Source organism: Nocardia mexicana NBRC 108244 (assembly GCF_001613165.1).
Taxonomy (GTDB): Bacteria; Actinomycetota; Actinomycetes; order Mycobacteriales; family Mycobacteriaceae; genus Nocardia; species Nocardia mexicana.
The window spans coordinates 60697-86055 of record NZ_BDBV01000053.1 but is presented as its reverse complement, the minus strand read 5'-3'; the positions used below and the strand labels follow the sequence as shown (position 1 = coordinate 86055).

Here is a 25359-nt window from a genome sequence, read left to right as displayed (position 1 = left end):
TGTCGTCAGTCGGCGGAGACCTCCTCGTCCAGGTCTGCCGCCGTCTCCCGGACGGCGTCGGCGACGGCGTGGTAGTCCTTGCGGAGGATGTGCGAGTGGTTGCTCGCGACCTGCGCACTGACCTGAATGTTCTTGTTGCGCGCCAGAACCGGACCGAGGGAGGCGCGCACCGCCGCCATCTCCTCCTGGCTGCCACCCAGATTGGCGCCCGTGGCCAGGACATACCGCACCGGGCAGGTGATGCGGTCGAGGACCGGCGCGATGGCGGCGCCTATCTCGTTGGCCTCGATATTGACCTCGGCGTGCTGGTCGGCGGTCATCCGCGCGGCCAGGCCCAGCGGCCGCGCCAGCCCACCATTCCCAGCACGCTCCACCATTCCCGGCACGCTTTTGGCCGGGAAGCGTCGAACCTCACTATGCAACTGATTGCATAACCGCGGACCTCTCACTTACTGTGCGAATCGGGCAGAACCCCGCCCGGCGGCCATCCGCCCGGGATGATCGAGTCGGGGACGTCGCACAGATTGGAGCAGGCGTATGACAGAAGCAGGGAAGCTCGCGGGCCGGACCATGATCATGTCCGGCGGTAGCCGCGGCATCGGGCTGGAGATCGCCAAGCGAGCCGCGGCGGACGGGGCGAACATCACGCTGATCGCGAAGACCGATCAGCCGCACCCGAAGCTGCCCGGCACCATCCACACCGCGGCGGCCGAGCTCGAGGAGGCCGGCGGCACGGTCCTGAAGTTCGTCGGCGACGTGCGCGACGACGAGGCGGTCGCGCGGGCGGTCCAGCAGACCGTGGAGCGGTTCGGCGGTATCGACCTGGTCGTCAACAATGCCTCGGCGATCGACCTGTCGCCCACCGAGTCGCTGCCGATGAAGAAGTACGACCTGATGCAGGACATCAACTGCCGCGGCAGCTTCCTGCTGTCCAAGCTGAGCATCCCGGCCCTGAAGCGCTCGGCCGAGCTGGGGCGCGACCCGCACATCCTGACGCTGTCGCCGCCGCTGAACCTGGATCCGAAGTGGGCCGGTTCCTCGCTCGGGTACACCATCGCCAAGTACGGAATGTCGCTCACCACTTTGGGATTGGCCGAGGAGCTGCGCCCGTTCGGCGTCGGCGTCAATTCGCTGTGGCCGCGTACCACCATCGCCACCGCCGCGGTCCGCAACCTGCTCGGCGGCGAGGAGATGGTCCGGACCTCCCGCACTCCCGACATCTACGCCGACGCCGCCTACCTGGTCCTCACCTCGCCCGCCAAGAACACCACCGGCAATTTCTTCCTCGACGACGAGGTCCTCGCCTCCCACGGCATCACCGACCTCGACAAGTACCGCGTCGTCCCCGGCAACGAGCCCCTCACCACCGACCTGTTCCTCTGAAGCACGTTCCCGCACCACTTATCCGTTCCCGCACCGGCTGCAGGGGCCTGCAAACGGTGCGGGAACACGTAAGGGGTGCGGGAGTTGCGGGCTCCGCGCGGTGGGGTGTGCGGGCGGTGGGGCTGGCACCACCTGGCGGGTGCGGCTACCACGAATGTGGCGCGATGCTCGAATCCCTTACATAGCAAGGGATTTCGGCTTAGTCAGCACGATCCTTGTCACATACCGGTCATTCGATTTGCCGGTACATTGGATCGCAGGTCGGGCTGTCGATAGGAGTTGATACGCGCATGGGTCAGCGGTTGACGATCGGGCTCGGCTTCGCCGCCCTGTTCGCCGGTACGGTCGGCGTGCTCGCGCCACAGGCGGCGGCGCAGGAGTTGGCTCCCGGCGTCTCGTGCGAAGGATTCACCTGTCGCAATGACACGGACGACACCTACCGGGTCGAAGCCACCGTGCACTGCTCGGACGGCACGTCGGTGCCGGTCAGGAGATACATCGGTCCGCGTCTGCAGGCGGCACGGGTGAATGTCGGCTGCCCGTCGACGACCGAGCCGGGGACCTGGGAGACGCCACCGCCGCGCATGAGTCCCGGCACCTGGGAGCAGCAGCCACCCACCGTCGGACCGGACGGCAAGTTGGAGACGAAGCCGCCGGTCTACAAGCCGGGCACCTGGGAGCGGCAGTCGCCGGAATTCAAACCGGGCCGAACCATCCCGCACCACGTGGTGAGCATCGAGTATCGGAGCGCGGTGGTCGACAACTCACCGCCGCCGGCACCGTCCGGCTCGGCCGGTTTCTGACGGATACCGATCAACTGCTCGCGGGCCGGGCGGGAGGCGCCACCGCCTCTCGCTCGGCCAGGTCACGCAGCGTCAGCAATTGCTTGCGCATCATGACGAAGTCGCCCATGACCACCGGCGCGAGCAGCCAGGTGGGCCCCGGAAACCGCACGCGCGCATGCAATCTGCAGCCGTCGCCGTCCGGGTGGGCGGCGTAGGTGACCGCGACGCCGGTCGTTCGGAGCGTGAGCTGCCGGCCGGGCGTGAAATTGATCAGTTCGAACCCGGCCATGAAGCGCTGGCCGATCTGGAGTTCGGTCAACCGCCGGTCGCGCTGTCGCGGACTGCGCCGCCCGAAATTGTCGAGCAGGTCGTAGCTGTAGGGCGCCACGCGCAGCTGGCACAGCCACGCGAAGACCAAGCCGTGCGGAGCGTCGACGCCGACGACCCGATCGCACACCGTCACGGTGCCGGAAAGCTCGTCGTCACACGGCAATTCGGCCGCCACCTCGGCGTGCGTGGCACCCCACCGCTGCCCGGGGATCATGCCGGGCTCCGCTCGGCCGCCGTCGCGATGCGACGCAGCAGCCGCCGGACCATCACCCGATGCCCGCCGCTGCCGATGACCAGCGCCCGATAGACACGCCCGGCCACCCCCGGGAACTCGGCCCGGGATTCGGCGGTCAGCGCGGTGCGCCCGGATTCGGCCTCGGACAGCGAGAACACCAGCGCATAGCGCGAAAACCGATGGTGCCCTTCGAATGTCAACCGGCGCGGCGGATTGATCTCACCGACGGCGAAACCGGCCGGTGCGGTGCGCAGATCGTCCGGATCGCGACACATGGACCGCAGCAGCGCGGCCCATGTCCGCTCCCGATCGGCGGTGACTATTCTGGAGTATTGATCGATATAGGGCAGACGCTCCATATAGAAGGAACGTACTAGTACATGGCACCACCCCGCAAGCACGACACCGACGTGATCCTCGACGCAGCCCGCACCCTGGTGCTGCGCGACGGTCCGCGCGCTGCCAGCGTGGCGGCCATCGCCGCGGCCAGCGGCGCACCCGTGGGCACGCTCTACCACCGGTTCGGCAACCGCAACGGCGTGCTCTCCGCGACCTGGATCCGCGCGGTGGAACGGTTTCAGAACCGGGCGCTGACGGCCGCCGAGGATCCGGATCCGCTGGAGGCGGCGGTCGGCATGGCGGTCGCCGCCATAGACTTCGCCCGCGCCTTACCCGACGACGCCAAGTTGCTGTTGAATCTCCGCCCCCGCGATCTGCTCGACGGCGCACCGGAAACCGAACTGCGCCAACAACTCGACCGTATGAACGTGCCGCTGATCGAGCAGCTCCGCCGCGTCACCAGCGAGCTGATGGGCAGCGACGACGAGCGCGCGATCGACCAGGTCGCCCGCGCCATCGTCGACCTCCCCAACGCCACCCTGCGCCGCCACGCCCGCCTCGGCGACCTACCCGCCTGGCTCGAATCCGACGTCGCCGCCGCCGCCCGAACCCTCCTCACCACCACCCGATCCGGCTGAGTCCGGACGGCCGTGCAGCTTCGCCCACACCAACCCCGCCGCCACCAGCACCACGGCGACAGCGACGAGTACCGGGCCGCCCGACGTCAGGACCCGCTGCAGGGTGGTAGCCGCCGCCCAGCCCGCACCGACCTCCGCACCCGCCCAGCTCAGCGTCGCCACCACGCCGTGGGCCACCGCGGGCGGCACCTGTCCGAGCAGCTCCGGCAGCGAGGTCATCGCTCGGCTCCGAACGCGGCGGGCAGGGGCCGCCCAGAACCGTGCGCGTCGGGTCGGCGCAACCACCAGACGCGCGCCGGAGGAGCGTTGTCCCACACCGTGATCCGGTCGACGGCATAGCGACGCTGATAGCGTGCCATCACCTCGTCCACGGCCCGGTGACGGCGGGCGGCCGCACCGGGGCTCAGCACCCTGCGCGCGGGCCGGGTACCGAGGTAGGCGAAGTAGGTCAGCACGCCGCCCGGATACAGCAGGTCCAGGTATTGCGCCATGATCGAATCGACCTGTCCCGGATCGAAATTCGTGAAGGGAAGACCCGACACGATGATGTCGTAGCGACATCCCGTGCGCAGCTGCCGCACATCTTCCCGATGAATCCGCACCGTCTCCGCCATCGATGGGTGCGCATCCACCAACCGCCGCAAGCGATCCGCGAAGTACGGGTTGATCTCGACGACATCCAGCCGGCTGCCGGCGGGCAGCTGCGGAATCAGATCACGGGTGACCGCGCCGGTGCCCGCGCCGACCTCGAGGACATTCAGGGGCCGGTCGCCGCACGCCAGCACCGGTCCCGCGAGCCTGCGGGCGAGGCTGCGCCCGCTCGGTGCCACCGCACCGATGACACGCAGGTCGCGGGCGGCTTCGCGAAGGAACAGTCGCATATCGGAGGTCGGCGACGGGCCGGGAATGCGGATCGAATTGCTCACGCTCTCGAACGGTAGAAATCCGCGGCCACCGCCGAATCCGGCCTTGTGCGACGGTAACCCCCGACGAAAGTCGGTAGTGCCGTGGGAGAAAGTCGGAGGCGCCGCCACGATCCGCGTCCATACAATTCTGCTGGTGGGTAACTGGGTGCGCTCCGCATCGACCGGCTACGGCCGGTACGTGCTGATCGGCGCGCTCACCCTGGTGGCGGTGCAGAACTCGGCCACCTCGGCGGGCGGCGACTATGTCGCCCCGCGCTGCGCGGCGGCCCTGCTGTGCGGTGTGGCGCTGCTGGTGCCCCGGTGCCCCTGGCCGATCACGCTCGGTGCCACCACGGTGACGACGGCGCTGTGGGGATGGCCGATGCTGTCGCTACTCCTGGTGGCCCTGTTCGATACCGCCGCTGCCGGATATCTCGCGGTGGCGGGCGCCGCCACGGTCGTCGCGATGGGCGGCAACCTCCTGACGCATCCACCGACCTCGCTGTGGGCGCCGCAGCAGTACGGCGCGCTGCCGTTCGTGCTGCTGGCCATGGTGTGCGGCCTGTGGGTCGGCAACCGCCGCCGCCTGCTCGCCGCACTGGCCGCCCAGGTCGAGCAGTTGCGTGTCGAACGCGAACTGCGGGAGCAGGCGGCCCGGACGGCCGAGCGATCGGCCATCGCCGCAGAGATGCACGACGTGCTCGCCCACCGCCTGAGCCTGATCGCACTGCACGCCGGGGTGCTGACCACCACGCGCGACCTGCCCGGCCCCGTCGCCGAGCGCCTGGGCCTGCTGCGGACCTCTGCCACGGCCGCACTCGGCGACCTGCGCGATGTGCTGGGCGCGCTGCGCGATCCCGAATCCGGCTCGTCCGCAACGGTTCCCGCACCGCCACTGCCGGGGATCGAGGACCTGCTGGATCAGGCGCGCGCCGTCGGCCAGCGGATCGAGCTCACCGCCGAGGGCGATGCCGAGCAAGCGCCCGCCGGACACCGGCTGGCCGTCTTCCGGCTCGTCCAGGAGGCACTCACCAATGCCCGCAAACACGCGCCCGGCGCCTCGGCACGGGTCCGCATCGACTACGGGCGCGCCGCCACGGTCGTCGAGGTCGTCAACGCGACCGGCAGCCGGGCCGCGCCCGCAAACGGTTGCGGATTCGGGCTGGTGGGTCTGCGGGAACGCGTCACCGCACTCGGCGGAGAACTGACGGCCGGGCCGGGTGACACCGGCACCTGGCTGCTCACCGCCCGCATCCCGCACCCCGATCCCTCCGGCACGAACGGTATCCGGCCATGATCCGCACCATGATCGTCGACGACGACGCCCTGGTCCGCCTCGGCCTGACCGACCTGCTCGGCAGCGACCCGGAGATCGAGGTGGTCGCGCAGGCCGCCGACGGTTCGGATGCCGTCACGCAGGCCGGTTCCCGTCGTATCGATGTCGCCCTGGTCGACATCCGGATGCCGCGCATGGACGGGATCACCGCGATCACCCGGCTGCGCGGCCTGCCGCAACCGCCGCGGATCATCACCCTGACCACCTTCGACCTCGATGAATACGTCTACGAGGCGCTCGCCGCCGGTGCCGACGGCTTCCTGCTCAAGGACACCGACCCCGCCGAGATCCTGCGGGCCGTGCACCTCGTAGCCGCCGGGTCGGCGATGCTGCATCCCAGCGCCGCCCGCCGCCTCATCGACCGGTATCACCGCGCCGGCACGCGGCAGACCGAGACCGCCCGCGCTCGCGTGCGGCACCTCACCCCGCGCGAACGCGATGTGCTGGCCCTGGTCGGCGAGGGAGCCACCAATGCCGATGTCGCGCAGCGGCTCGGCATGCGGGAGAGCACGGTGAAGGCCCACGTCAGCCGCATCCTGACCGCGCTCGACGTCACCAACCGGGTGCAGGCGGCACTGCTCGCCCGCGACGCCGGCCTCACGGACTGAGCCATCCCGGGCTTCAGTCCCTACCCGAGATGCCGTAGAGGCGTTCCCAGTTCTCGCGGCTGGTGAGTTCTGGCATGGCGGTGCGGTACTGTCGCGACAGGGTCGGGAGTTCGCGGCGGAGGCGGCGCAGTACGCGCAGGGCGCGCAGCAGCAGGGCGCGGGCCTTGGCCTTGTCCCGCTTGCGGATTCGCACGCCGGACTGGGAGGCGTCGGTCACCATCACGTGGTCGAACAGCCCGATGTGCCACCAGTGCGCGTCCTCGCGGGTGACCGACTTCAGGCCGGGCTGAATGCGGCCGGTCCACTGCTGGATGGCCCGCTTGATCAGCACCAGCACCGGGCGGCTCGGCTCGCCGCCCGCGCGGCGCACCTCGATATCGGCGTTGCGGATCGGCGCGGTGGCGGCCGGATGCTTCACCGTCTCGCCGTACTCGCCGCGGCTGGTGCGTGCCGTCGCCAGGGCGGCCTGGCCGCCGTCGGCCAATGCCCGCGGGCCCTTCAGGAAGTCCTCGATGCCCTGCAGTGTGGTGTGCGCCAGCCCGTACTGCATGCCCACCAGGTACTCGCTGATCTCCCGGAACAGCCTGCGGGTCACGGCCTTCGGGTCGAGATCGGTGTGCAGCGAGGAGACGATGAGCGAGTTGCGCGAGGAGAAGTAGCGCGCCCAGTCGTCGAAATCCTTCCAGTAGAAGTCGGCGTGCCAGACCGCCGCATTCGGCAGCGTGACGGTGACGAAGCCGTTCTCGCGGGCGCGCAGCCCGTATTCGACGTCGTCCCACTGGAAGAAGATCGGGATCGGCAGCCCGATGCGCGCGACCACCTCGGCGGGGATCAGGCAGGTCCACCAGGCGTTGTACCCGGCATCGACGCGCCGCTCCTGATTGCGCTTGAGCATGCTGGTGTTGCGCAGCGCCTTCGACACCTTCTGGCCGTGCCGCAGAATCCCGAGCTTCGTCTCTTCCGCGCCGACATTGAGAAAGTCGGGGTTGAGCAGGAACAACATCTGCGCGCCCACCAGTGTGGGCTCCACCGTCATATTCGCGAAGGCGTTGAGCCGCAACACCGTTTCCGGTTCGCAGAGGATGTCGTCGTCCATCAGGATCACGTCGGCGTGCTCGTTGGCCGCCGAGACCTCGTACAGCCCGCGCGTAAAGCCGCCCGCCCCACCGAGATTCGGCTGCCGCAGGTAGCGCAGCTTGTCCCCGAACTTCGGCAGCGTCTGCTGATACAGCGGCCGGTCCTCGACCAGATCGGTGCCCTGATCCACCACGTACACCGCGTCGATGGCGGCCAGCACGGTCGGATCCGAGGCGAGCGCCGACACCGTCTGCGCGCAGTCCTCGGCGCGGTTGAACGTGCAGATCGCGATCGCGACGGGCCGGACCCGCTCCGGCGCCGCGGTGCTCCACTCCAGCTCGCTGATCGCGACTTCGCCTCCGACGGCGTCGAATTCGAGCCACAGCGCCCCGCCGTCGACATACTGATCCAGCGGTGCGCGCAGCACCACCCGGTTCCCCTGGCCGTTCACCCCGGCGTCCGCGCGCACATCGGCGGTATCGATGATCCGGCGATGCCCGGCGATATCCGAGGCGGCCAGGCGAATTCGCGCCCGATCGGCGACCTCGAGGGTCATCGCGACCTCGACCTCCGTCACCGTGGTCCAGCGCTGCCAGTAGCTGGCCGCGAACCGGCCGAAATAGGTGTTGGTGTGCGCGGTCGCGCCCTTCTCCAGCCGCAGCGCCATCCGCTCGCGGCTCGCCTTGCCCTTGACCACCGCGTACATCTCGGCGCTGATCTTCGGTGCGGGACCGGCGAAGACGCCTCGCTGTAGGAGCAGCCGATCCGGAGCCTGGTGGTCGACCCGCAAGGCGGCGGGAGCGGAATCGGCGATAAGCCGGTCGTTCTCGGTTGCGGTCACGGCCTGCCCAGCCGACTGATCCATAAGGCGGTCCCTTTGTGTTTTTGTGTCTGTGTGCTTCGACGGCGCCGCGAAATCGCCGAGGTATGTCCGCGCGCTCGCATTCCGGCGAACGGCCCCATTATCTCCATCTCACGAGTCGGCGGCGGATCGGGCCGCCTTCTCCCCGGTGAACACGAACTTGTCGTATGCCCAGTACCGGAACACGACGGCCACGATCTGACCGATCAGCGTGCCGGAGATGTTGTCCGCCAGCGGCGAGGACATGTCCAGGACATACCGGGAGAATCCGAGGCAGCCCAATTGCAGGCCGATCGCGATCACGTTGAACAGCGCGTAGAGCACGTATTCGCGGGCCGGGCTGCCACCCTGCTTGTGCGCGAACGTCCACCATTTGTTGCCGAAGTAGGTGACCACGGTCGCGACCACGATCGCGATGATCTTGGCGGGCAGCGGCGCGTGGTACATGACGCCCTCGCCGCCCCAGAAGACGAGCAGGTTGTAGGTGCCGGCGTCGACGAGGAAGCCGATCGCGCCGACCACCAGGAACGCCCCGCCCTGCCGCAGCGCGGCCACCACCCTCGCCAGCAGCGGTACGCCGTTCCGATCCGCCTGCTCGGTCACGGTTTCACTGGTGGACACCAGGCGACGGTACCGCAGGGCGCGGGTACCCCGCCCCCGCCCGGGTATGTGACACAGTGAGGGTTAGCGGGCGAGTGCGGGTGAGACCCCTGTACCCTCCCGGTGTTCCGTATTTCACCGTCCGAGCAAACTGAGGACTGACGGGGTGGATTCCACCGAGCTTCGCATCGCCGCAGTGGTGCCCTGCCACAACGAGGAGGCCGCGGTCGCCAAGGTCGTCGGCGACCTGAAGGCCGCCGTGCCGGGCATTGTCGTCTACGTCTACGACAACCTGAGCACGGATGACACCGCCGATTGCGCGCGGGCGGCGGGCGCGATCGTGCGCACCGAGCACACCAAGGGCAAGGGCAATGTGGTGCGCCGCGCCTTCGCCGATATCGAGGCCGACGTCTACGTGATGATCGACGGCGACGACACCTACGACGCCTTCGCGGCGCCGGTGATGATCAAGACGCTGCTCGAGGGCCCCTACGATCACGTGCTCGGCGTGCGCAAGCAGAACGAGGGCGAGAATGCCTACCGGACCGGTCACGAGACCGGCAACAAGGTGCTCAACGGCGTGGTCGGCAAGGTGTTCGGCGAGAACGTCGAGGACATGCTCTCCGGTTACCGGGTGTTCTCCCGCCGGTTCGTGAAGAGCTTCCCCGCGGTCTCGCGCGAATTCGAGATCGAGACGGAACTGACCGTGCATTCGCTGCACCTGCGGGTGCCGCAGACCCAGGTGCGCGTCGGCTTCCGCGATCGCCCCGCGGGCAGCGAGAGCAAGCTGCGCACCTATCACGACGGCTTCAAGATCCTGAACCTGATCGCCGGACTGGCCCGGCACGAGCGCCCGGTGGCGTTCTACGGCCTGTTCGGCACCCTGGCCTGGCTGGTGTCGATCATCCTGATCACCCCGATCGTCATCGAGTTCTACGAGACCCACGAGGTGCCGCGCTTCCCGACGCTGTTCCTCGGATTCACGCTGCTGCTACTGGGCAGCCTGGCCTGGACCGCGGGCCTGATCCTGGACGGCATCCGCCGCTCCCGGCACGAGGCCGCGCGCCTGATGTACCTGCGGTATTCCGCGGTGGGCGCGGAGAACGAGGACCGGGTCGGCGAGGCCCGCCGATGACAACCCAGGCCCGACCGGAGACCACCAGCACGGGGCACTCCGAGAACGGGCACGAGCCGGAGACCGACGCGTCGACGGAGACGCCCCCCAGAGTCGATCCGCTGCGCCGGGCCATGAGCTGGGTGCAGCGCAGGCTGGGCGCGGCCACGGCGGCCTTTCTCGTGATCGCCGGGGTCTTCGGGGCCGTCTGGGCCGTGGTCACGCCGCCGTTCTGGGGACACGACGAGATCACCCAGTTCGGACGGGCCTACCAGGTCGCACACGGCGGATTCCTGCCGCAGCAGATCCACGACGATCGCGGCGTGGCCTACGGCGGGGACATCCCGCTGAGCATCGACGGCCTGATGGGTTACGCGTTCACCGACTACAACAACAACCCCGGCGAGCCCGATCCGATGGCGGCCGACGGCATCTCCTACCGGCTGCTGGAGTCGGCGCCGGTCACCACCGACGCCACCAAACCGGTCTGGTTCACCAACACCGCCGCCTACTCCCCGGTCCCGTATGTGCCCGCGGCCGTGGGCATCCGGCTCGCGGAGGCCCTCGAGCTCGACGTGGGCGGCATGATGCTGGTGACCCGCCTGGCGGGGCTGGTCGCCTACCTGGCCGTCGTCGGGTTCGCGCTGTGGGTGCTGCGCAAGTTCCGGCTGCAGTGGCTGGCCTTCGCCGTCGCGGTGCTGCCGATCGCGCTGTTCCAGGCCGGGACGGTCACCGCCGACACCCTCACCAACGCGCTGGCGGTGCTCGTGTCCTGCCTGCTGGTGAAGGGCCTGTTCCTCGGTGAACGGCTGTCTCGCACCGAGATTGCGGTGACGCTCGCCGCGACGGTCGCGCTGCCGCTGTGCAAGCCGACCTACGTGCTGCTGGCCACGCTGACGGTGCTGATTCCGGCCCGGCAGTACGGATTCTCCGGCTGGCGACGCTGGATTCCGTGGTGCTGCGCGGCCATCGGCGCCGGAGCGTTTGCGGTGTGGATGAAGATCGCCGGCCCCACCACCGACGGCATGGGTCTGATGCGCCCTCCCGCGCAATGGCATTCGGTGCGTCCCGGTGATCAGCTGAGCGAAATTCTGGGGCATCCCACGGATTTCCTGACCACTTTCGTCGAGAGCATCTGGTTCCGCGATCAGCGCTGGTTCACACAGTTCTTCGGGGAACTCGGTTTCGCGTATATCGATGTCCCCGCAGTGTCGATTCTGGCCTGCCTGCTCGCATTCGCGGTCGGCCTGGGCATCGCCGAACGGTTGACCGCGGACCGGCTGCGCACCTGGGTCGTCGCGCTCACGGTGCTGGCCAGCGTCGCGATGATCTACGTGACGCTGTACATGTCGTTCTCGCCGGTCGACTACTACCTGATCGACGGCGTGCAGGGCCGCTATTTCGTGCCCCTGGCGATCGCGGCATTCGCGGTCCTGCTGCGGTGGATGCCGCTTCGGCTGACGAACAGTCGCGGAGTCACGCCGTCGCGTGGTCCCGCGATCACGATCGTGGTCGCCACGGTGGTCTCACTCGCCGCCGCGGTCGCGAAGTACCACTTCCTGGTCTGGGGCTAGCCCGTCAGAGGACCTTTTCCCCTGCGGCCGCATACGCCTGCTCGGTGACTTCCTTCTGCGGGCGCCACCAGTTCTCGTTGTCGCGGTACCAGCGAATCGTCGCCGCCAGCCCGGAGCGGAAATCGGAATACCGCGGCGCCCAGCCCAGTTCGGTGCGGAGCAGGGTGGCGTCGATGGCGTAGCGCTGATCGTGGCCCGGCCGGTCGGTGACGTGGTCGAAATCGTCGGAATCCCGGCCGAATTCGGCAAGGATCAACCGCACCACGGCCTTGTTGTCGAGCTCGCCGTCCGCGCCGATCAGATAGGTCTGCCCGATCCGGCCACGGTCGAGAATCGCCTGCACCGCGCGATTGTGGTCGTCCACGTGGATCCAATCGCGCACCTGATGCCCGGCGCCGTAGAGCCGCGGGCGCACGCCATCGATCAGATTGGTGATTTGGCGCGGGATGAACTTCTCCACATGCTGATACGGGCCGTAATTGTTGCTGCAGTTGGAGATCGTCGCGCGCACCCCGAACGAGCGCACCCAGGCACGGACCAGCATGTCGCTGGACGCCTTGGAGGCCGAATACGGGCTGGACGGGTTATAGGGGGTGGATTCGCTGAAAGCGGGGTCGTCGACGGCGAGATCCCCGTAGACCTCATCGGTCGAGATGTGGTGATATCGCACGTCGTGCCGGCGCACCGCCTGCAACAGCGAATAGGTGCCGACGATATTCGTCTGCACGAACGGCCACGGCTGCGCCAGCGAGTTGTCGTTGTGCGATTCGGCGGCGAAATGCACCACCGCGTCGACACCGCCGACGAGTCGATCCACCAACTCCAGATCGGCAATATCGCCGTGCACGAAGTCGATTCGGTCGGCGACCGGCTCCAGCGAGGAGCGGTTGCCGGCGTAGGTGAGCTTGTCCAGCACCACCACCCGGCTGTCGGGCCGCTCGGCGAGGGTCTGGTGGACGAAGTTGGCGCCGATGAACCCGGCGCCCCCGGTTACGAGCATTCGCACGATCGTCAACACTATCGGCTGCCTCCGGATCCGGGTTCACGGACACCGCGGCGGCGGCAGATTTGTGCAACAAAATGACAATTAGTACCAAACGGTCCAACCGGGCAGTCGGTAATTTCCCGAGCCCGTGCCACCCCTAAAGCGACGCAAATCACGATTCTATTAAGCCACCCACTAAGCAGGGTGTGACCTTCGACACACTTGCCCGCCGAGCGTGGCGCCGTCAAGTCTGCTACCAGCCCCGAAAATGGCCAGGGCGCTGCATGTTTCCGGAAACCTACGACCCGCAACGACCCCATGGTGAACAGAATTTGAATGAACGGTCACGGCAGGTTCACCGCTCGTTAGCTGGCTTCCATTTCGATTCATCATGTCCCCCCGAACCACACTCTCTACCGAGGTTCCAAGAAATGCTGATGAGGAAATTCGCCGCGACGTCGGCCCTGCTGATCGCCGCGCTCGGCGTGACCGCCGGTACCGTGAACGCGGCTCCGGCCGCCGATGAAGGCGTCGTCAACTACAAGGCGACCAATACCGGGACCAACGCCGTCATCTCGACCGATGCCGGCTCCCTGGTCAACGAGGACGGCGTCTTCAAGATCAAGGCCGCCAACGGTGCGACCGTCGCCGGTACCCCGCTGAACTTCCGTGTCGACGACTTCGAGTTCCCGATCGCCGCCGACATCTCGGGCAACACCGCCACCCTGACCCCGCAGTTCGACATGGCGCACGCGACCTACAAGCCGGTCGCCCTGCCGTTCGAGGAGCAGGCCCCCTGGAAGACCCCGTACGACCGTGAGGTGGCCGCCTTCACCCGCATGAAGGACACCATCTCCACCGGTGCCGCCATCGGCACCCTGGTCGGCGGTATCGGCGGCGCGGCCGCGGGCTGCGTCGCGGGCGCCGCCCTCGGCCTCGTGGCGACCGGTGCGCTGGCGACCCTGTTCGGCCTCGGCCCGCTCGGTGGCTGCATTGCCGGTGCTGCCGCCGTCGGCTTCCTCGGTACCCTCGCGGGCCAGATCTTCATCACGGCTCCGGTCGCGATCGGCGCCGCGATCCAGTACTTCGCCACCATCAACCAGCCGTTCACCCCTCCGGCCAAGTAATTTCGTTACAGCAGCCCGACAGGTTTCGGTATCCGGACAGCCCCCGGTGATCCGGTAGGCCGTACGACGGCAAGCACCCCCGCCCAGCAGACGCTGTGCGGGGGTGCTTTTCATTCAGGCCGTGCGCGCCGCGCGTTCGGACTCGATCCGGGCCCGCACGAAACGGGCCACCCGCCCGAGCGCGGCCCGGCTCTCCGGCAGCCCCGGCACGATGCTCATGAACGCGTGCACCTGCCCGCGCCACAGCTCCAGCGAGTTCGGCACCCCGACCGCGGTGAGCCGCCGGGCCATGAGTTCGCAGTCGTAGCGCAGCAATTCGTCCTCGCCGACGATCAGCAGCGCCGGGGGCAGGCCCGCCAGGTCTCCGTTCACCGGTGACAGCGCCGGATCGAGGCCACCGTATCCAGCATCCGTGTGCGGTGCCGCACCGCCCTTGTCTCGACCGTTCCCGCACTGCCCGACGCCACGCGTGCGCAGGTGCTGCGGCATCTCCGCGCCCCGGCCGTTCCCGTGCTGCCCGATGCGGTGCACGGTGCCATGCGAACCGTCCTGCGCCGCCGGGCTCGCCCCGTAGCGCACCATCTGTTCCATCGCCGACAGCGGGATGTAGGCGTCGCGGCCGATGTTGACGTAGTCGCGCTTGGCCTCGCAGTCCAGATCCAGCGCCGGGGACAGTCCCACCAGTCCGGCGGGTGCGGGTAATCCGGAGGCGATGGCGCGCAACGCGGTAGCGAAGGTGAGGAACCCGCCCGCGGAGTCCCCCGCGAAGACGACCCGCGCCGGATCGGCGCCGTGCCGCAGCAGCCAGCGGTAGGCGGTGAGGCAGTCGTCGATCGAACCGGCGATCGGCGTGCTGGGCAGCTGGCGGTATTCGACGTTCAGCACCGGCAGTCCGGTGCGCCGAGCCAGCGCGGCCGCCACCGGGCGGTGCGAATCCAGGCCGCAGATGAAGAAGCCGCCGCCGTGCATGTACATCACCGCACCGTCGCGCAGTGCCCGCCGGGCACCGGCCGGCCGAACGATCTCCATGCGAAAACCGTTGAGCTGCACCCCTTCCCGCTCCACTCCGGCGGGATGCGGACGCAGCCGGGCCAGGCCGTCGACGACCGTGCTGGCGAGCGGCATGGTCACCGGATGGATCGGATAGTGCCGGATCAGCGGCCGCACCACACCGCGGCAGGCCAGCAGCAGGGCGCGCGACGCCAGGCCGCCCCCGTCCGGATTCACGACAACGCCTGGCTCACTCAGGGATTCGCGGACTCGGATCTCCGTCATGGCGCACCTACCTCGCTCCGGGCGCGCCGAGCCGTCGACGACCGGAGTCCGGCGGCGAGCTGTCGGCGCTGACATCTCACACGGTGTCATTTCAGAACACCACGCGAACGTGACCTACGCAACAATTTGTCTCCGTTCCGTGGTCCATGTAAACCGGCGTGATCGTTTCGCGCTCTACTCGGAACCTCGCCGAGCCCGGATCCGGCGGCAATGGCAGACTGCTGTGACATGCGCGGAATCATCCTGGCCGGTGGCACCGGGTCACGGCTGCACCCGATCACGCGCGGTGTGAGCAAACAGTTGGTTCCGGTGTACGACAAGCCGATGGTGTACTACCCGCTGTCGACGCTCATGCTCGCCGGCATACGGGACATCCTCGTCATCACCACGCCGGAGGATGCGGACGCGTTCACCCGGCTGCTGGGCGACGGCTCCCGGTTCGGGTTGTCGATCGACTATGTGGTGCAACCGGAGCCGGACGGGCTGGCGCGCGCGTTCGTGCTGGGCGCCGACCACATCGGCGGCGAGTCGGCGGCACTGGTGCTGGGCGACAACATCTTTCACGGTCCCGGGCTGGGCACCCGGCTGCGGCGCTTCGAGGGCCTCGACGGCGGCGCGGTATTCGCCTACCGGGTGTCGGATCCGAGCGCGTACGGCGTCGTCGAATTCGTCGACGGCAAGGCCGTTTCCATCGAGGAGAAGCCGAAGCTGCCGCGCTCCAACTACGCGATTCCGGGGCTGTACTTCTACGACAACGACGTGGTCGAGATCGCCCGCGGGCTACGGCCCTCGGCGCGCGGCGAATACGAGATCACCGATATCAACCGCACCTATCTGGAACAGGGGCGGCTGTCGGTGGACGTGCTGGCGCGCGGCACCGCCTGGCTGGACACCGGCACCTTCGATTCGCTGCTCGACGCCGCCAATTACGTGCGGACCATCGAGGAGCGGCAGGGGCTGAAGATCGGGGTGCCCGAGGAGGTGGCCTGGCGGATGGGGTTCATCGACGACGAGCAGCTGTGCCGGTTGGCCGAACCGCTGGTGCGCTCCGGATACGGAAAATACCTGCTCGACCTGCTCCAGCACGGGCGCGATTACGACGGGACGGAGCTGCCGCAATGACGGGCATGCAGATCCGGGAACTTGCCGTTCCGGGTGCGTGGGAGTTCACGCCCACGCTGCGCGGCGACGAGCGCGGCGTGTTCGTCGAGTCGTTCAAGGCATCGGAATTCGAGAAGGCGGTAGGCCGGCCGTTCGATCTGCTGCAGGTCAACACCTCCACCTCGGCGGCGGGGGTGCTGCGCGGCATCCACTACACCGAGGACCCGCCCGGGCAGGCCAAGTACGTGACCTGTGTGCGCGGCGCGTTTCTGGATGTCGTGGTGGACTTGCGCCGGGGCTCACCGACATTCGGCAGCTGGGACGCCGTGGTGATCGACGACGTACACCGGCGCTCGGTGTTCCTGGCCGAGGGCCTCGGGCACGCACTGCTGTCCCTGGAGGACGAATCCACGGTGACGTACCTCTGCTCGCTCGAGTACGCGCCCGAATTCGACCGGGACCTGGACGCTTTCGACCCGGACCTGGGAATCGAATGGCCCACGGAGGGACGCGACGGCCAGCCGCTGACCTTCATCCGCTCCGCGAAAGACGCTGCCGCACCGAAACTACGAGACCTCACCATCTGAAACGTCAAACCGCGGTGGGCGAATCGTGTTCGCCCACCGCGGTTTCAGACTCCCCGCCGGGTGTGATCAGGCGGCCAGTTCCAGTTCCCGCTCGTCGTCGGTGACCGGTGCGGCCGACCGCTTGGGCAGGAAGTGGGTCAGCGCCACCAGCGCACCGACGATGCAGACCACGCCGGCGAAGATCAGGCCGGGCCGGTAGAGGTCGAGCATCGCGCCCGGTGAGGTGTTCGCGGGGGCGTGCGAGGAGATGATCGCGGTGTTGATCGCCAGCACGATGGCCGCGCCGACCTGCATCGAGGTCTGCAGCACACCGGCCGCCAGGCCCTGCTCGTCGTCGTGGATGCCGTTGGTGGCCTGGATGTTGATGGCCGGGAAGCCGATCCAGCCGATGCCGATCAGCAGCACCGCCGGCAGGATCACCGCGACGTAGGACGGCGAGGTGTCCACCCGCAGGAACAGCAGGTAGCCGATGCTCATCACGATCATGGTGAACGCGATGATCGGGCCGGTGCCGAACCGGTCGACGATCTTGTCCGAGAACACCGACGACAGCGCGACCAGCAGACCCACCGGCAGCAGCGCCATCGCCAGCTTCAGCGGCGACCAGCCCAGGGTGTCCTGCAGGAACAGGGTCACGATGAACTGCCAGCTGAAGTAGGAGCCGGCCAGGGCGACGATGACCAGGCTGGCCCGCACCAGCGTCACCTTGCGCAGGATGCCGAGCCGGATCAGCGGGTGCGCGACCCGCTTCTCGACCGCGACGAAGGCCGCGAACAGCGCCGCGACGGCGGCGAACGAGCCCAGCGTGCGGGCCGACGCCCAGCCCACCTCGGGCGCGGTGACGACGGTGTAGACCAGCAGCAGCATGGCGGCGGTCGAGAACAGCGCGCCCAGCAGGTCGTGCCCGCCCTCCTGTGCCGGCTTGTCGCGCGGCAGCAGCACGATGGCGGCGATCAGCGCGGCCACGGCGATCGGCACGGGCAGGAAGAACGTCCAGCGCCAGCCGAGTCCGGTCATCAGGCCGCCGAACAGCAGGCCCATCGAATAGCCGCCCGCGCCGAACACGGTGTAGATGGACAGCGCCTTGTTGCGGGCCGGGCCCTCGGCGAAGTTGGTGGTGATGATCGACAGGCCGGTGGGCGCGGTGAACGCCGCGGCCAGGCCCTTGATGAAACGGGTCAGGATCAGCACGGCGGCGGTGCTGGCCAGACCGCCGGCCAGCGAGGCCAGCGCGAAGACGGCCAGCGCGATCAGGAAGACCTTGCGCCGCCCGAGCAGATCGGCGGTGCGCCCGCCCAGCAGCAGCAGACCGCCGTAGCCGAGCACGTAACCGCTGACCAGCCACTGCAGGGTCGAGGTGTCGAGGCCCAGTTCGGTGCCGATGGACGGCAGCGCGACGCCGATCATCGAAACGTCGAGGCCGTCGAGGAAGAGCACGATGCACAGCGTGATCAACATGCCCCACATCCGTGGGGTCCACCGGGTGGTGGTAGCGGCCGCGGGGGCGGCCGAGAGTGTTGCCGTGGAAGTCATGGAACGAGACAGTACATGCACACGCATTAGTTGTCCAAACATTAGATGCGCTTGCATGGTCGGGCTCCGGGCACTAGGATGTGCTCATGTCCAAGTCGACAGCGTCCGTCGACCGGCCCGCCGTCCTCGATCAGGTGGCCCCGGCCGGACTGGTGAGCCAGTGGCGCGATCTGCTGAATCAGCACGCCAACGTGTCCTGTGCGCTGGAGAAGGAGCTACAGGCCCAGCATCAGATCGGGCTGAGCGAGTTCGAAACCCTGGACCGGCTCGTCGACGCCAAGTGCGAGACCTACCGCATGAGCGATCTCGCGGGCGATATCTACCTGAGCCAGAGCGCGCTGTCGCGGGCCGTGGCCCGGCTCGAGCGCGACGGCCTGGTGAGCCGCAGCATGTGCACCGACGACCGCCGCGCGATCTTCGTCTGCCTCACCGACAAGGGCCGTGCCGTGCACGCCGACGCGGCACCCACCCACCGCGACGTACTCTCCCGCACGCTGCACTGATCCCGGCCGAAAGCACGCCGGAAATAAGAGGCGTTCGGCATGCCGGGAAATGAGGATGGCTACTGCAGCGCGGCCAGAGCCTCGTCTATCGCGCCCCGGGCCTCCACCGATACCGCCTTGACGCTCGCGAAAGCCGATCGGTAGCGGTCGATTTCGTGCTTCTTGTCGAAATAGGCCGAGCCGGTGAAGGTTTCGACATATGCCACCGGCGGCTCGGTGAGTCCGTCTGTGGCATTGCGGAATTCGAGTAGTACGAACCGGCCGGATTCCATGCCGTCGTGGTAACCGCATTCGGTGGGAACCACGCGGATTTCGACATTGGGCAGCTCGCTCGCGCGGCGCAGGTGGTCGAGCTGCGCGGCGTGCACCTCGGGCCCGCCGATCCGGTGTCGCAGCAGCGTTTCGGTCACCACGGCCTCCAGTCGCACCGGCGAATCGGTGCGGGTGAGCACGCTCTGCCGGGCCGCCCGCAGCGCCACCCGCCGATCCAGCTCCGCCGCGGCCATGCCGGGCCGCGACGCGGCCAGTACCGCGCGGGTGTAGTCCTCGGTCTGCAGTAGGCCGGGGACCAGCTCGTTCTCATAGGTCGACAGCCGGTCGGCGGCCTCCTCGAGACCGATGTACACGTCGAACCCCTCGGCGATCACGTCACTGTATTCGGCCCACCAGCCGCGCGCCTTGGTCTCGCGCGCCAGGGCCGTCAGCGGCTCGACGACCTCGGTCGGCGCGCCGTAGATCTTGCACATCGCCTCGACATCGAGGCTGCGCAGCGAGGTCTGCCCCGTCTCGATGCGCCAGATCTTGGCCTCCGACCACTCCAGCCGCTGCGCCGCCACCCGCGTGGTCATGCGGGCGCGATTGCGCAGATCGCGAAGCTGCCGCCCCAACTGCCGCCGCGGCATCGTCGAACCGGTGATCCCGTGCGGTAAAGCCATACTGCTCCCCCTCCGTCCCGTGCGCCGATCGTACTCGCTCATCACAGCCCACCGAACGGCATAAACCTCACGCCGTGCCCGGATCGAAATCGGACACGGAATCGGATTGTTCCACAACCGAACGATCCCCGGATACCGACAAACTCACAACGGGGTACCGGCCAACGCCCTCAGGGGTTGTCCGCGGTGCTACCGGCGTGACGCGCGCTTGCGAAACCGCCAGAACTGCACGGCCCGAACGTCTTCGGAGAGTTGGTTGACCGGTTCGGCCACATCCGACAGCGCCCGGAACAGGTCGTCGGCCAGATCGTTGATGTGCTCGACCCGGTTGGCCAGCCGCGATGCGTTCACCAGGAACTCCAGCGCCAACCGCACCGATGCCGCGATCGTCAGTCCCAGCGGCACCGCCAGCACCACTGCGAACACCAGCCCCAGCAGCATCGAAATGTGCCACACCGCAACGGTCAGCACGATCGGGACCAGTGCGGCGAAGACCAGGCCGAGCATGTACGCGAGCGGGAGCAGGGTGCGCGTCGCGGGGCGTCGGAACTGCACGTCGGCCAGTCCGCGCAGCGCGGCCAGGCTCCACGCGCCGAAGGCGCCGGGGCTGCGGAACGGCTCGGCGCGCTCCTCTTCGTCCGGCGTCTCGCCGACGTGTCGCGACAATCGCCTGCTCGTGGACTCCTTCCAGGCGATGAAGCGAGGTTCGGCCTCGTAATCGTCCGCCCCGGGACCCACCGGCCCGACCGGCTCGTCAGTCATGGGCCGATCCTCTCCCGCGGGGCGGCCGCGGGCAACGGTGGATCACAAGAGTTCTGTTGGGAAATTTTCAGCCCCAACGTATTCGATACACAGGTGGCGATACGACGCTCGAGCTCGAACGGATGTCACGTCCGGTTCGGCGAAAGTCATAGCAACACGGAATCAAAAGGTGATCTTGTGATGAATTCGACGGCGGGCAAGAAAGTTTCGCAAACGTGTAACGAGCTGTCCCACGTGGCCCGATACGTCCCATGAACACCAACGCAGGACCTAGATCTACCCGGGGAATGGAGAAGACAGTGCGCACGACGTTTCCGACTTCCGTCTCGGCGGCAGCACTGGCCGCTACCGCGCAGGACTACATCCAGCGCGGCTGGACGGTCGCCGAAACGGCCAACGGCATCTGCCTCATCACCGACGAGGAAGTTTCGGGCATCGAGGTCACCGGCGAGCTCGCCGGCAAGGTGCGCCGGTTCCTCCGGGCGAACAACCTGTCCGGTCCGGTGATCGAGATCCCGGGCGCCGAGCGTCGCGAGATCCATCTGGTCACCGGCGTCCGCAAGGCCGCCATGGCGCTGGAGGCGCTGCGCGCGGCCGGTGCCACCGTGTACACCGACGGCGCCGGTATCCCGCTGCCGCCGACCCAGCTCTCGACCGGATCGGCCTGCTGGGGCGTGGCACCCGGCGAGGCCCGCTGGATCCCGCCGGTGGTCGCGATCGCGGCCGCGGTGCGCTCGGCCCGATCGGGCCGCAAGGCGCAGCTCGCCCGCCTCGCCAGCTGAGGCAGACCGCCTGCCGGATACCTGCGAGCCCGGCGGCCGGTACAACAGCACAGTGACTACGAACCGCGTCCCGGTGAACCGACACCACCGGGGCGCGGTTTTATGTCGTGAGTAATCGCGCATGTCGGTGCTACGGGTGATGATGGTGCTATGACGCGCGTCACGGACGACACCCGGACCCTGCTCCGCACCTGCCCGCTGTGCGAGGCGGTGTGCGGACTCGAGATCACCCTCGATGCCGACGATCACGTGATCGGGGTCCGCGGCGACCGCGAGGATCCGTTCAGCCGCGGGTTCATCTGCCCGAAGGGGGCGAGCCTCGGCCATCTCGACGAGGACCCGGATCTGTTGACAGAGCCGATGATCCGCGACCGCGCCACCGACACCTGGCGCACGGCCTCCTGGGAGGAGGCGTTCGACCTGATCGCCGAGCGGCTGCCCGCGCTGGTCGGCGCGCACGGCCGCCAGGCCACGGCGCTGTATCTGGGAAACCCCAACGCGCACACCATCGCCGGCGCCCTGTACCTGCCGCCGCTGATCCGCGCGCTGAGCACCCGCAACCTCTACTCCGCCAGCACGGCGGACCAGATGCCCAAGCAGGTGGCCAGCGGCCTGATGTTCGGTGATCCGCTGACGGTCCCGGTGCCGGATCTCGACCGCACCGACTATCTGCTGATGCTGGGCGCCAACCCGCTGGAATCGAACGGATCGCTGTGCACCGCACCGGATTACCCGGGACGGCTGAAGGCGCTGCGCAAGCGCGGCGGCCGGTTCGTGGTGGTCGATCCCCGGCGCACCCGCACCGCGAAACTCGCCGACGAGCACCTGTTCGTCCGCCCCGGCAGCGATGCCTACCTGTTGTTCGGCATCGTGCACACGCTGTTCGCCGAGGGCCTGACCGCACCCGGGGTCGAGGCGAACGGGTTCGACGAGGTACGCACGGCCGCAACGGCGTTCCCGCCCGAGGTGGTCGCCGAGCGCACCGGGGTCCCCGCCGAGACCATCGCGCGGATCGCGCGGGAGCTGGCGGCCGCGCCGACGGCCGCGGTGTACGCCCGCATCGGCACCTGCACGGCGGAGTTCGGCACGCTGACGCAGTGGCTGGTGGACGTGATCAACGTGCTCACCGGCAATCTGGATCGTCCCGGCGGCGCCATGTTCGCCACCGCCGCCGCGCTCGGCATCGTCCGCACCCGCCCGTTCCGCCTCGGCCGCTGGACCAGCCGGGTGCGCGAATTGCCCGAGGCCATGGGCGAATTCCCGATCGCGACGCTCGCCGACGAGATCCGCACCCCCGGTGAGGGGCAGGTCCGGGCGCTGGTGACGGTGGCCGGTAACCCGGTCCTGTCGGCGCCGAGCGGCGCCCGCCTCGGCGCGGCCCTGGCCGAGCTGGAGTTCATGGTGAGCGTGGACCGCTACCTCAACGAGACCACGCGCCATGCCGATGTCATCCTGCCGCCGCCGCGCACGCTGCAGTCGCCGCATTACGATTTCGCCCTGCTGAACTTCGCGGTCCACAACTACGCGCGCTACTCGCGGCCGCTACAGCCGATGGGCGACCGGCCCTCCGAGGCGGAGATCGTGGCGCGTCTGGCCCTCGCGGCGGCCGGGCAGCAGCTCGAGCCCGGGCGCGACCCGCTGGAGTCGGTCGACGAGTTGATCATCGCGGGCACCCTGCATCGCGCGGGCCTGCTGGATCGCCGCGATGATCTGCGCGGCGCCGACAGCACCGAGCAGCGCATCGATATGATGCTGCGGCTCGGGCCCTACGGCGAATGGAATCCGGCCGCGGCGGAGATTCCCGATGACATCGCCCCCGGTGGGTTGAATCTGCAAGTGCTGCTGGACAATCCGCACGGCATCGACCTGGGACCACTGCGGCCCCGGCTGCCCGGCGTGCTCCGCACGGCATCCAAGCAGGTCGAGCTGGCACCGCCGGAGCTGCTCGCCGATGTCGCCCGGCTGCGCGACCGGCTCGCCGATCCGGCGCCGGGCATGGTGCTGATCGGGCGGCGGCAGCTGCGCTCCAACAACAGCTGGATGCACAACGTGGCGACGCTGGTCGGCGGGTCCAACACCTGCACGCTGCACATCCACCCGGACGATGTCGCCCGCCTGGGGATCGACGGCCGGGCCGTGGTGAAGTCCGCCGCGGGCATGCTCACGGTGCCGGTGGAGCCGACCGACGAGATCATGCCGGGCGTGGTGAGCCTGCCGCACGGCTGGGGACATACCGACAGCGCCCAGTCGGTCGCACGAGAGCACGCGGGCGTGAACGCCAATACCCTGACCGATGATTCGCTGGTGGACGCCCCGTCGGGGAATGCGGTATTCAACGGCGTACCGGTGACACTGACCCCCGCCTGAGCCCACCGAACCACCCGTCCCGTGCAAGGGGGATAACATCGTGGGCGGCCCGACAAGATCGGGCAAATCGAGCAAAAAAGACAACGCAATATTGCGAATCACGCTCGGCAACAAGAGAAGTCGGCCCCCACGACCCTCCCCGAAGGTCAGCATCGACGCAGCTAACGGAGAACATCTCCTTGCGACACCCGGATTCCGGGAGGATCCTCAGTCGAGAACACGATGCCGAGGACTGGCCGAATGGGACGTAAACCCCCTTCACCAGCCAGTTTTCGTATTTGCCGAACCTAATGCTGTTCAGGTCTATACGATTTCGACATAGCCACGGTTCAGCGCCGAACCTGGCTCGTGCGGACTCCAGCAACCCGAGGCGGCGTGACATGCCCGATGTGCGATGCGGAAGCGACGGCGAGCAGGAACTCCAGGAGCGGTGCGGTACCCGGGACCGCGCCCAGCGCTTCTACCGCGAACAGGTCCTGGACAGGCTGAATACCAGGATGATCGACTTCGTCCGGCGGATGGACATGGCCTTCATCGCCACCGCCGACCGGCACGGCGAGTGCGATGCCAGTCTCCGGGCGGGCAAACCCGGCTTCCTGCACGTGATCGATGAACGCACTCTTGCGTATCCAGAGTATCGAGGCAACGGGGTCATGGCGGCCCTCGGCAACCTGTGGGAGAACCCGCACATCGGGATCCTGCTCATCGATTTCGTGCACGACCTCATCGGCCTGCACATCAACGGATCCGCCCGCGTCGTCGAGGATCCGGCGCTGCGCCGCCGGGTACCCGGGCTGCCCGCCGCCGAGCGCGGCCGGACCGCCGAGCGCTGGGTCGTGGTCGATGTCGAAGAGGCCTATATCCACTGCCGCAAGCACATTCCGCACCTGGTGCCCGCCGCCCGCGAGGAGCGGCAGTGGGGCACCGACAATCCGATCGCCAAGGGTGGCGACTACTTCGGCGCGAGGGCCCAGCAGCGAGCACTGGTCGCCGAACACTGAATCCGCCGATCCCGGTCTGCAACGGCGCCCTCCGGGGTCGGCGGGTTCCCTCACCCGATCCCCGGCCCGCAGCGGCGCGATCCGGGGTCGGCGAGTCGCTCAGCCGATCTTGAAGATCACGGCCCGCTGGACGATGAAGTTGATCACCGTGGCGGTGCCCTGCGCGACGATGAACGCCAGGAAGATCCGCCACCACTCGTCGGGCAGCACGTGATAGAGGACCTGATTGATGCCGACCTGTACGGCGAAGGTGAGCGCGTACAGCACCACCACCGCCAGGAAGCGGGCCCGGCTCGGGGGCGCCTGGAAGGTCCAGCGGCGGTTGATCAGATAGGCCGTCGTGGTGCCCGCGATGAAGCTGAGCGACTTCGATACCGCCACCGGCAGGCCCACCACCTGCAGCAGCAGGGTGTAGAGGCCGAAGTCGATGATCGCGGAGAAACCGCCGGACAGCGCGAAGCGGATGATCTGCGTCTTCAGGCCGACGTCCGTACCACCCGGCTCATCGACCAGGGGCAGCTCGGGCGGCAGAGGAAGGTGGGGTTCCGCGGACACGGCACGAGCGTAGCGGGTTCGCGATTCCGACACCGGGACCGATGTCCGGTCATACCTGTA

General features: G+C 68.3%; 27 protein-coding genes. 14 read left to right on the top strand and 13 right to left on the bottom strand.

Going from position 1 to position 25359, the window contains the following annotated elements; translation table 11 throughout:
- Positions 1–5: 5 nt before the first annotated feature.
- The gene (locus NM1_RS21875; RefSeq protein WP_068022742.1) at positions 6–377 is read right to left on the bottom strand and encodes a hypothetical protein; all 372 of its coding nucleotides are present in this window, start codon (positions 375–377) and stop codon (positions 6–8) included.
- 160 nt (positions 378–537) lie between these two features.
- Here NM1_RS21875 and NM1_RS21870 point away from each other — a divergent pair, with 160 nt between their 5' ends.
- Both NM1_RS21870 and NM1_RS21865 read left to right on the top strand, forming a co-directional pair.
- On the top strand, positions 538–1383 hold the full coding sequence (locus NM1_RS21870; protein ID WP_068022740.1) for an SDR family oxidoreductase: 846 nt from the start codon (positions 538–540) through the stop codon (positions 1381–1383).
- Positions 1384–1673: 290 nt separating this feature from the next.
- Entirely contained in the window at positions 1674–2186 is a 513-nt protein-coding gene (locus NM1_RS21865; RefSeq protein WP_068022737.1) for a hypothetical protein, read from the top strand.
- 10 nt (positions 2187–2196) lie between these two features.
- Here NM1_RS21865 and NM1_RS21860 read toward each other — a convergent pair whose 3' ends face one another.
- Positions 2197–2712: an SRPBCC family protein gene (locus NM1_RS21860; RefSeq protein ID WP_084519889.1), complete on the bottom strand. Its 516-nt coding sequence runs from the start codon at positions 2710–2712 to the stop codon at positions 2197–2199.
- A complete protein-coding gene (locus NM1_RS21855) occupies positions 2709–3092 on the bottom strand; it encodes a hypothetical protein (RefSeq protein ID WP_068022734.1) in 384 nt (127 codons plus the stop codon). Before NM1_RS21855 ends, NM1_RS21860 begins: the two co-directional genes overlap by 4 nt.
- A 21-nt stretch (positions 3093–3113) precedes the next feature.
- On the opposite strand from NM1_RS21855, the gene NM1_RS21850 reads away from it, so the two are divergent.
- A complete protein-coding gene (locus tag NM1_RS21850; protein WP_068022732.1) occupies positions 3114–3710 on the top strand; it encodes a TetR/AcrR family transcriptional regulator in 597 nt (198 codons plus the stop codon).
- Here NM1_RS21850 and NM1_RS21845 read toward each other — a convergent pair.
- Together NM1_RS21845 and NM1_RS21840 are read right to left on the bottom strand one after the other, a co-directional pair.
- Positions 3639–3929, bottom strand: coding sequence for a hypothetical protein (locus tag NM1_RS21845; protein ID WP_068022730.1), 291 nt, complete (start codon positions 3927–3929; stop codon positions 3639–3641). The genes NM1_RS21850 and NM1_RS21845 overlap by 72 nt on opposite strands.
- Positions 3926–4636, bottom strand: coding sequence for a class I SAM-dependent methyltransferase (locus NM1_RS21840; protein WP_211339441.1), 711 nt, complete (start codon positions 4634–4636; stop codon positions 3926–3928). The genes NM1_RS21845 and NM1_RS21840 overlap by 4 nt, the downstream gene beginning before the upstream one ends.
- Positions 4637–4769: 133 nt before the next feature.
- Here NM1_RS21840 and NM1_RS21835 point away from each other — a divergent pair, with 133 nt between their 5' ends.
- Positions 4770–5912, top strand: a complete 1143-nt coding sequence (locus NM1_RS21835; protein WP_068022782.1) for a sensor histidine kinase — start codon at positions 4770–4772, stop codon at positions 5910–5912.
- 8 nt (positions 5913–5920) lie between these two features.
- The gene (locus tag NM1_RS21830) at positions 5921–6559 is read left to right on the top strand and encodes a response regulator (RefSeq protein WP_211339440.1); all 639 of its coding nucleotides are present in this window, start codon (positions 5921–5923) and stop codon (positions 6557–6559) included.
- Between the two features lie 13 nt (positions 6560–6572).
- On the opposite strand, the gene NM1_RS21825 is transcribed toward NM1_RS21830, so the two are convergent.
- A complete protein-coding gene (locus tag NM1_RS21825; RefSeq protein ID WP_068022723.1) occupies positions 6573–8501 on the bottom strand; it encodes a glycosyltransferase in 1929 nt (642 codons plus the stop codon).
- A gap of 108 nt (positions 8502–8609) precedes the next feature.
- Positions 8610–9119, bottom strand: a complete 510-nt coding sequence (locus NM1_RS21820; RefSeq protein WP_246011482.1) for a GtrA family protein — start codon at positions 9117–9119, stop codon at positions 8610–8612.
- Between the two features lie 145 nt (positions 9120–9264).
- On the opposite strand from NM1_RS21820, the gene NM1_RS21815 reads away from it, so the two are divergent.
- Positions 9265–10233 (top strand): glycosyltransferase, encoded by a 969-nt coding sequence (locus NM1_RS21815; RefSeq protein ID WP_068022721.1) that lies wholly within the window; start codon positions 9265–9267, stop codon positions 10231–10233.
- On the top strand, positions 10230–11786 hold the full coding sequence (locus NM1_RS21810; protein ID WP_068022718.1) for a DUF2142 domain-containing protein: 1557 nt from the start codon (positions 10230–10232) through the stop codon (positions 11784–11786). Before NM1_RS21815 ends, NM1_RS21810 begins: the two co-directional genes overlap by 4 nt.
- Positions 11787–11790: 4 nt before the next feature.
- Here the strand turns inward: NM1_RS21810 and rfbB are convergent, their stop codons facing one another.
- Positions 11791–12792 (bottom strand): dTDP-glucose 4,6-dehydratase, encoded by a 1002-nt coding sequence (gene rfbB / locus NM1_RS21805; protein WP_068022778.1) that lies wholly within the window; start codon positions 12790–12792, stop codon positions 11791–11793.
- A gap of 410 nt (positions 12793–13202) precedes the next feature.
- Between rfbB and NM1_RS21800 the strand changes: the two genes are divergently transcribed.
- Positions 13203–13898 (top strand): DUF8020 domain-containing protein, encoded by a 696-nt coding sequence (locus tag NM1_RS21800; RefSeq protein ID WP_068022714.1) that lies wholly within the window; start codon positions 13203–13205, stop codon positions 13896–13898.
- A 114-nt stretch (positions 13899–14012) separates the two neighbouring features.
- Here the strand turns inward: NM1_RS21800 and NM1_RS44080 are convergent, their stop codons facing one another.
- Positions 14013–15173 (bottom strand): alpha/beta hydrolase, encoded by a 1161-nt coding sequence (locus NM1_RS44080; RefSeq protein ID WP_246011481.1) that lies wholly within the window; start codon positions 15171–15173, stop codon positions 14013–14015.
- Positions 15174–15401: 228 nt separating this feature from the next.
- Between NM1_RS44080 and rfbA the strand changes: the two genes are divergently transcribed.
- Positions 15402–16295 carry a glucose-1-phosphate thymidylyltransferase RfbA gene (gene rfbA, locus NM1_RS21790; RefSeq protein ID WP_068022708.1) on the top strand — a complete coding sequence of 298 codons (894 nt, stop codon included), beginning with the start codon at positions 15402–15404 and terminating at the stop codon, positions 16293–16295.
- Positions 16296–16300: 5 nt separating this feature from the next.
- Positions 16301–16861 (top strand): dTDP-4-dehydrorhamnose 3,5-epimerase family protein, encoded by a 561-nt coding sequence (locus tag NM1_RS21785; protein ID WP_068022776.1) that lies wholly within the window; start codon positions 16301–16303, stop codon positions 16859–16861.
- 66 nt (positions 16862–16927) lie between these two features.
- Here NM1_RS21785 and NM1_RS21780 read toward each other — a convergent pair whose 3' ends face one another.
- Complete coding sequence (locus NM1_RS21780; RefSeq protein ID WP_068022706.1) at positions 16928–18394, bottom strand: MFS transporter; 1467 nt, start codon at positions 18392–18394, stop codon at positions 16928–16930.
- Positions 18395–18480: 86 nt separating this feature from the next.
- Here NM1_RS21780 and NM1_RS21775 point away from each other — a divergent pair, with 86 nt between their 5' ends.
- Positions 18481–18897: a MarR family winged helix-turn-helix transcriptional regulator gene (locus tag NM1_RS21775; protein WP_068022704.1), complete on the top strand. Its 417-nt coding sequence runs from the start codon at positions 18481–18483 to the stop codon at positions 18895–18897.
- A gap of 59 nt (positions 18898–18956) precedes the next feature.
- Here the strand turns inward: NM1_RS21775 and NM1_RS21770 are convergent, their stop codons facing one another.
- Together NM1_RS21770 and NM1_RS21765 are read right to left on the bottom strand one after the other, a co-directional pair.
- A complete protein-coding gene (locus NM1_RS21770) occupies positions 18957–19832 on the bottom strand; it encodes a helix-turn-helix domain-containing protein (protein ID WP_068022701.1) in 876 nt (291 codons plus the stop codon).
- Positions 19833–20021: 189 nt separating this feature from the next.
- A complete protein-coding gene (locus NM1_RS21765; protein WP_068022699.1) occupies positions 20022–20594 on the bottom strand; it encodes a DUF4282 domain-containing protein in 573 nt (190 codons plus the stop codon).
- Between the two features lie 299 nt (positions 20595–20893).
- Here NM1_RS21765 and NM1_RS21760 point away from each other — a divergent pair, with 299 nt between their 5' ends.
- From NM1_RS21760 to NM1_RS21750, 3 genes are all read left to right on the top strand, one after another.
- Complete coding sequence (locus tag NM1_RS21760) at positions 20894–21376, top strand: hypothetical protein (RefSeq protein WP_068022774.1); 483 nt, start codon at positions 20894–20896, stop codon at positions 21374–21376.
- 150 nt (positions 21377–21526) lie between these two features.
- The gene (locus NM1_RS21755) at positions 21527–23743 is read left to right on the top strand and encodes a molybdopterin-dependent oxidoreductase (protein ID WP_068022697.1); all 2217 of its coding nucleotides are present in this window, start codon (positions 21527–21529) and stop codon (positions 23741–23743) included.
- Positions 23744–24123: 380 nt separating this feature from the next.
- Positions 24124–24744 (top strand): pyridoxamine 5'-phosphate oxidase family protein, encoded by a 621-nt coding sequence (locus tag NM1_RS21750; RefSeq protein WP_068022694.1) that lies wholly within the window; start codon positions 24124–24126, stop codon positions 24742–24744.
- A gap of 99 nt (positions 24745–24843) precedes the next feature.
- On the opposite strand, the gene NM1_RS21745 is transcribed toward NM1_RS21750, so the two are convergent.
- Positions 24844–25299, bottom strand: a complete 456-nt coding sequence (locus tag NM1_RS21745) for a GtrA family protein (RefSeq protein WP_084519892.1) — start codon at positions 25297–25299, stop codon at positions 24844–24846.
- Positions 25300–25359 lie beyond the last annotated feature (60 nt).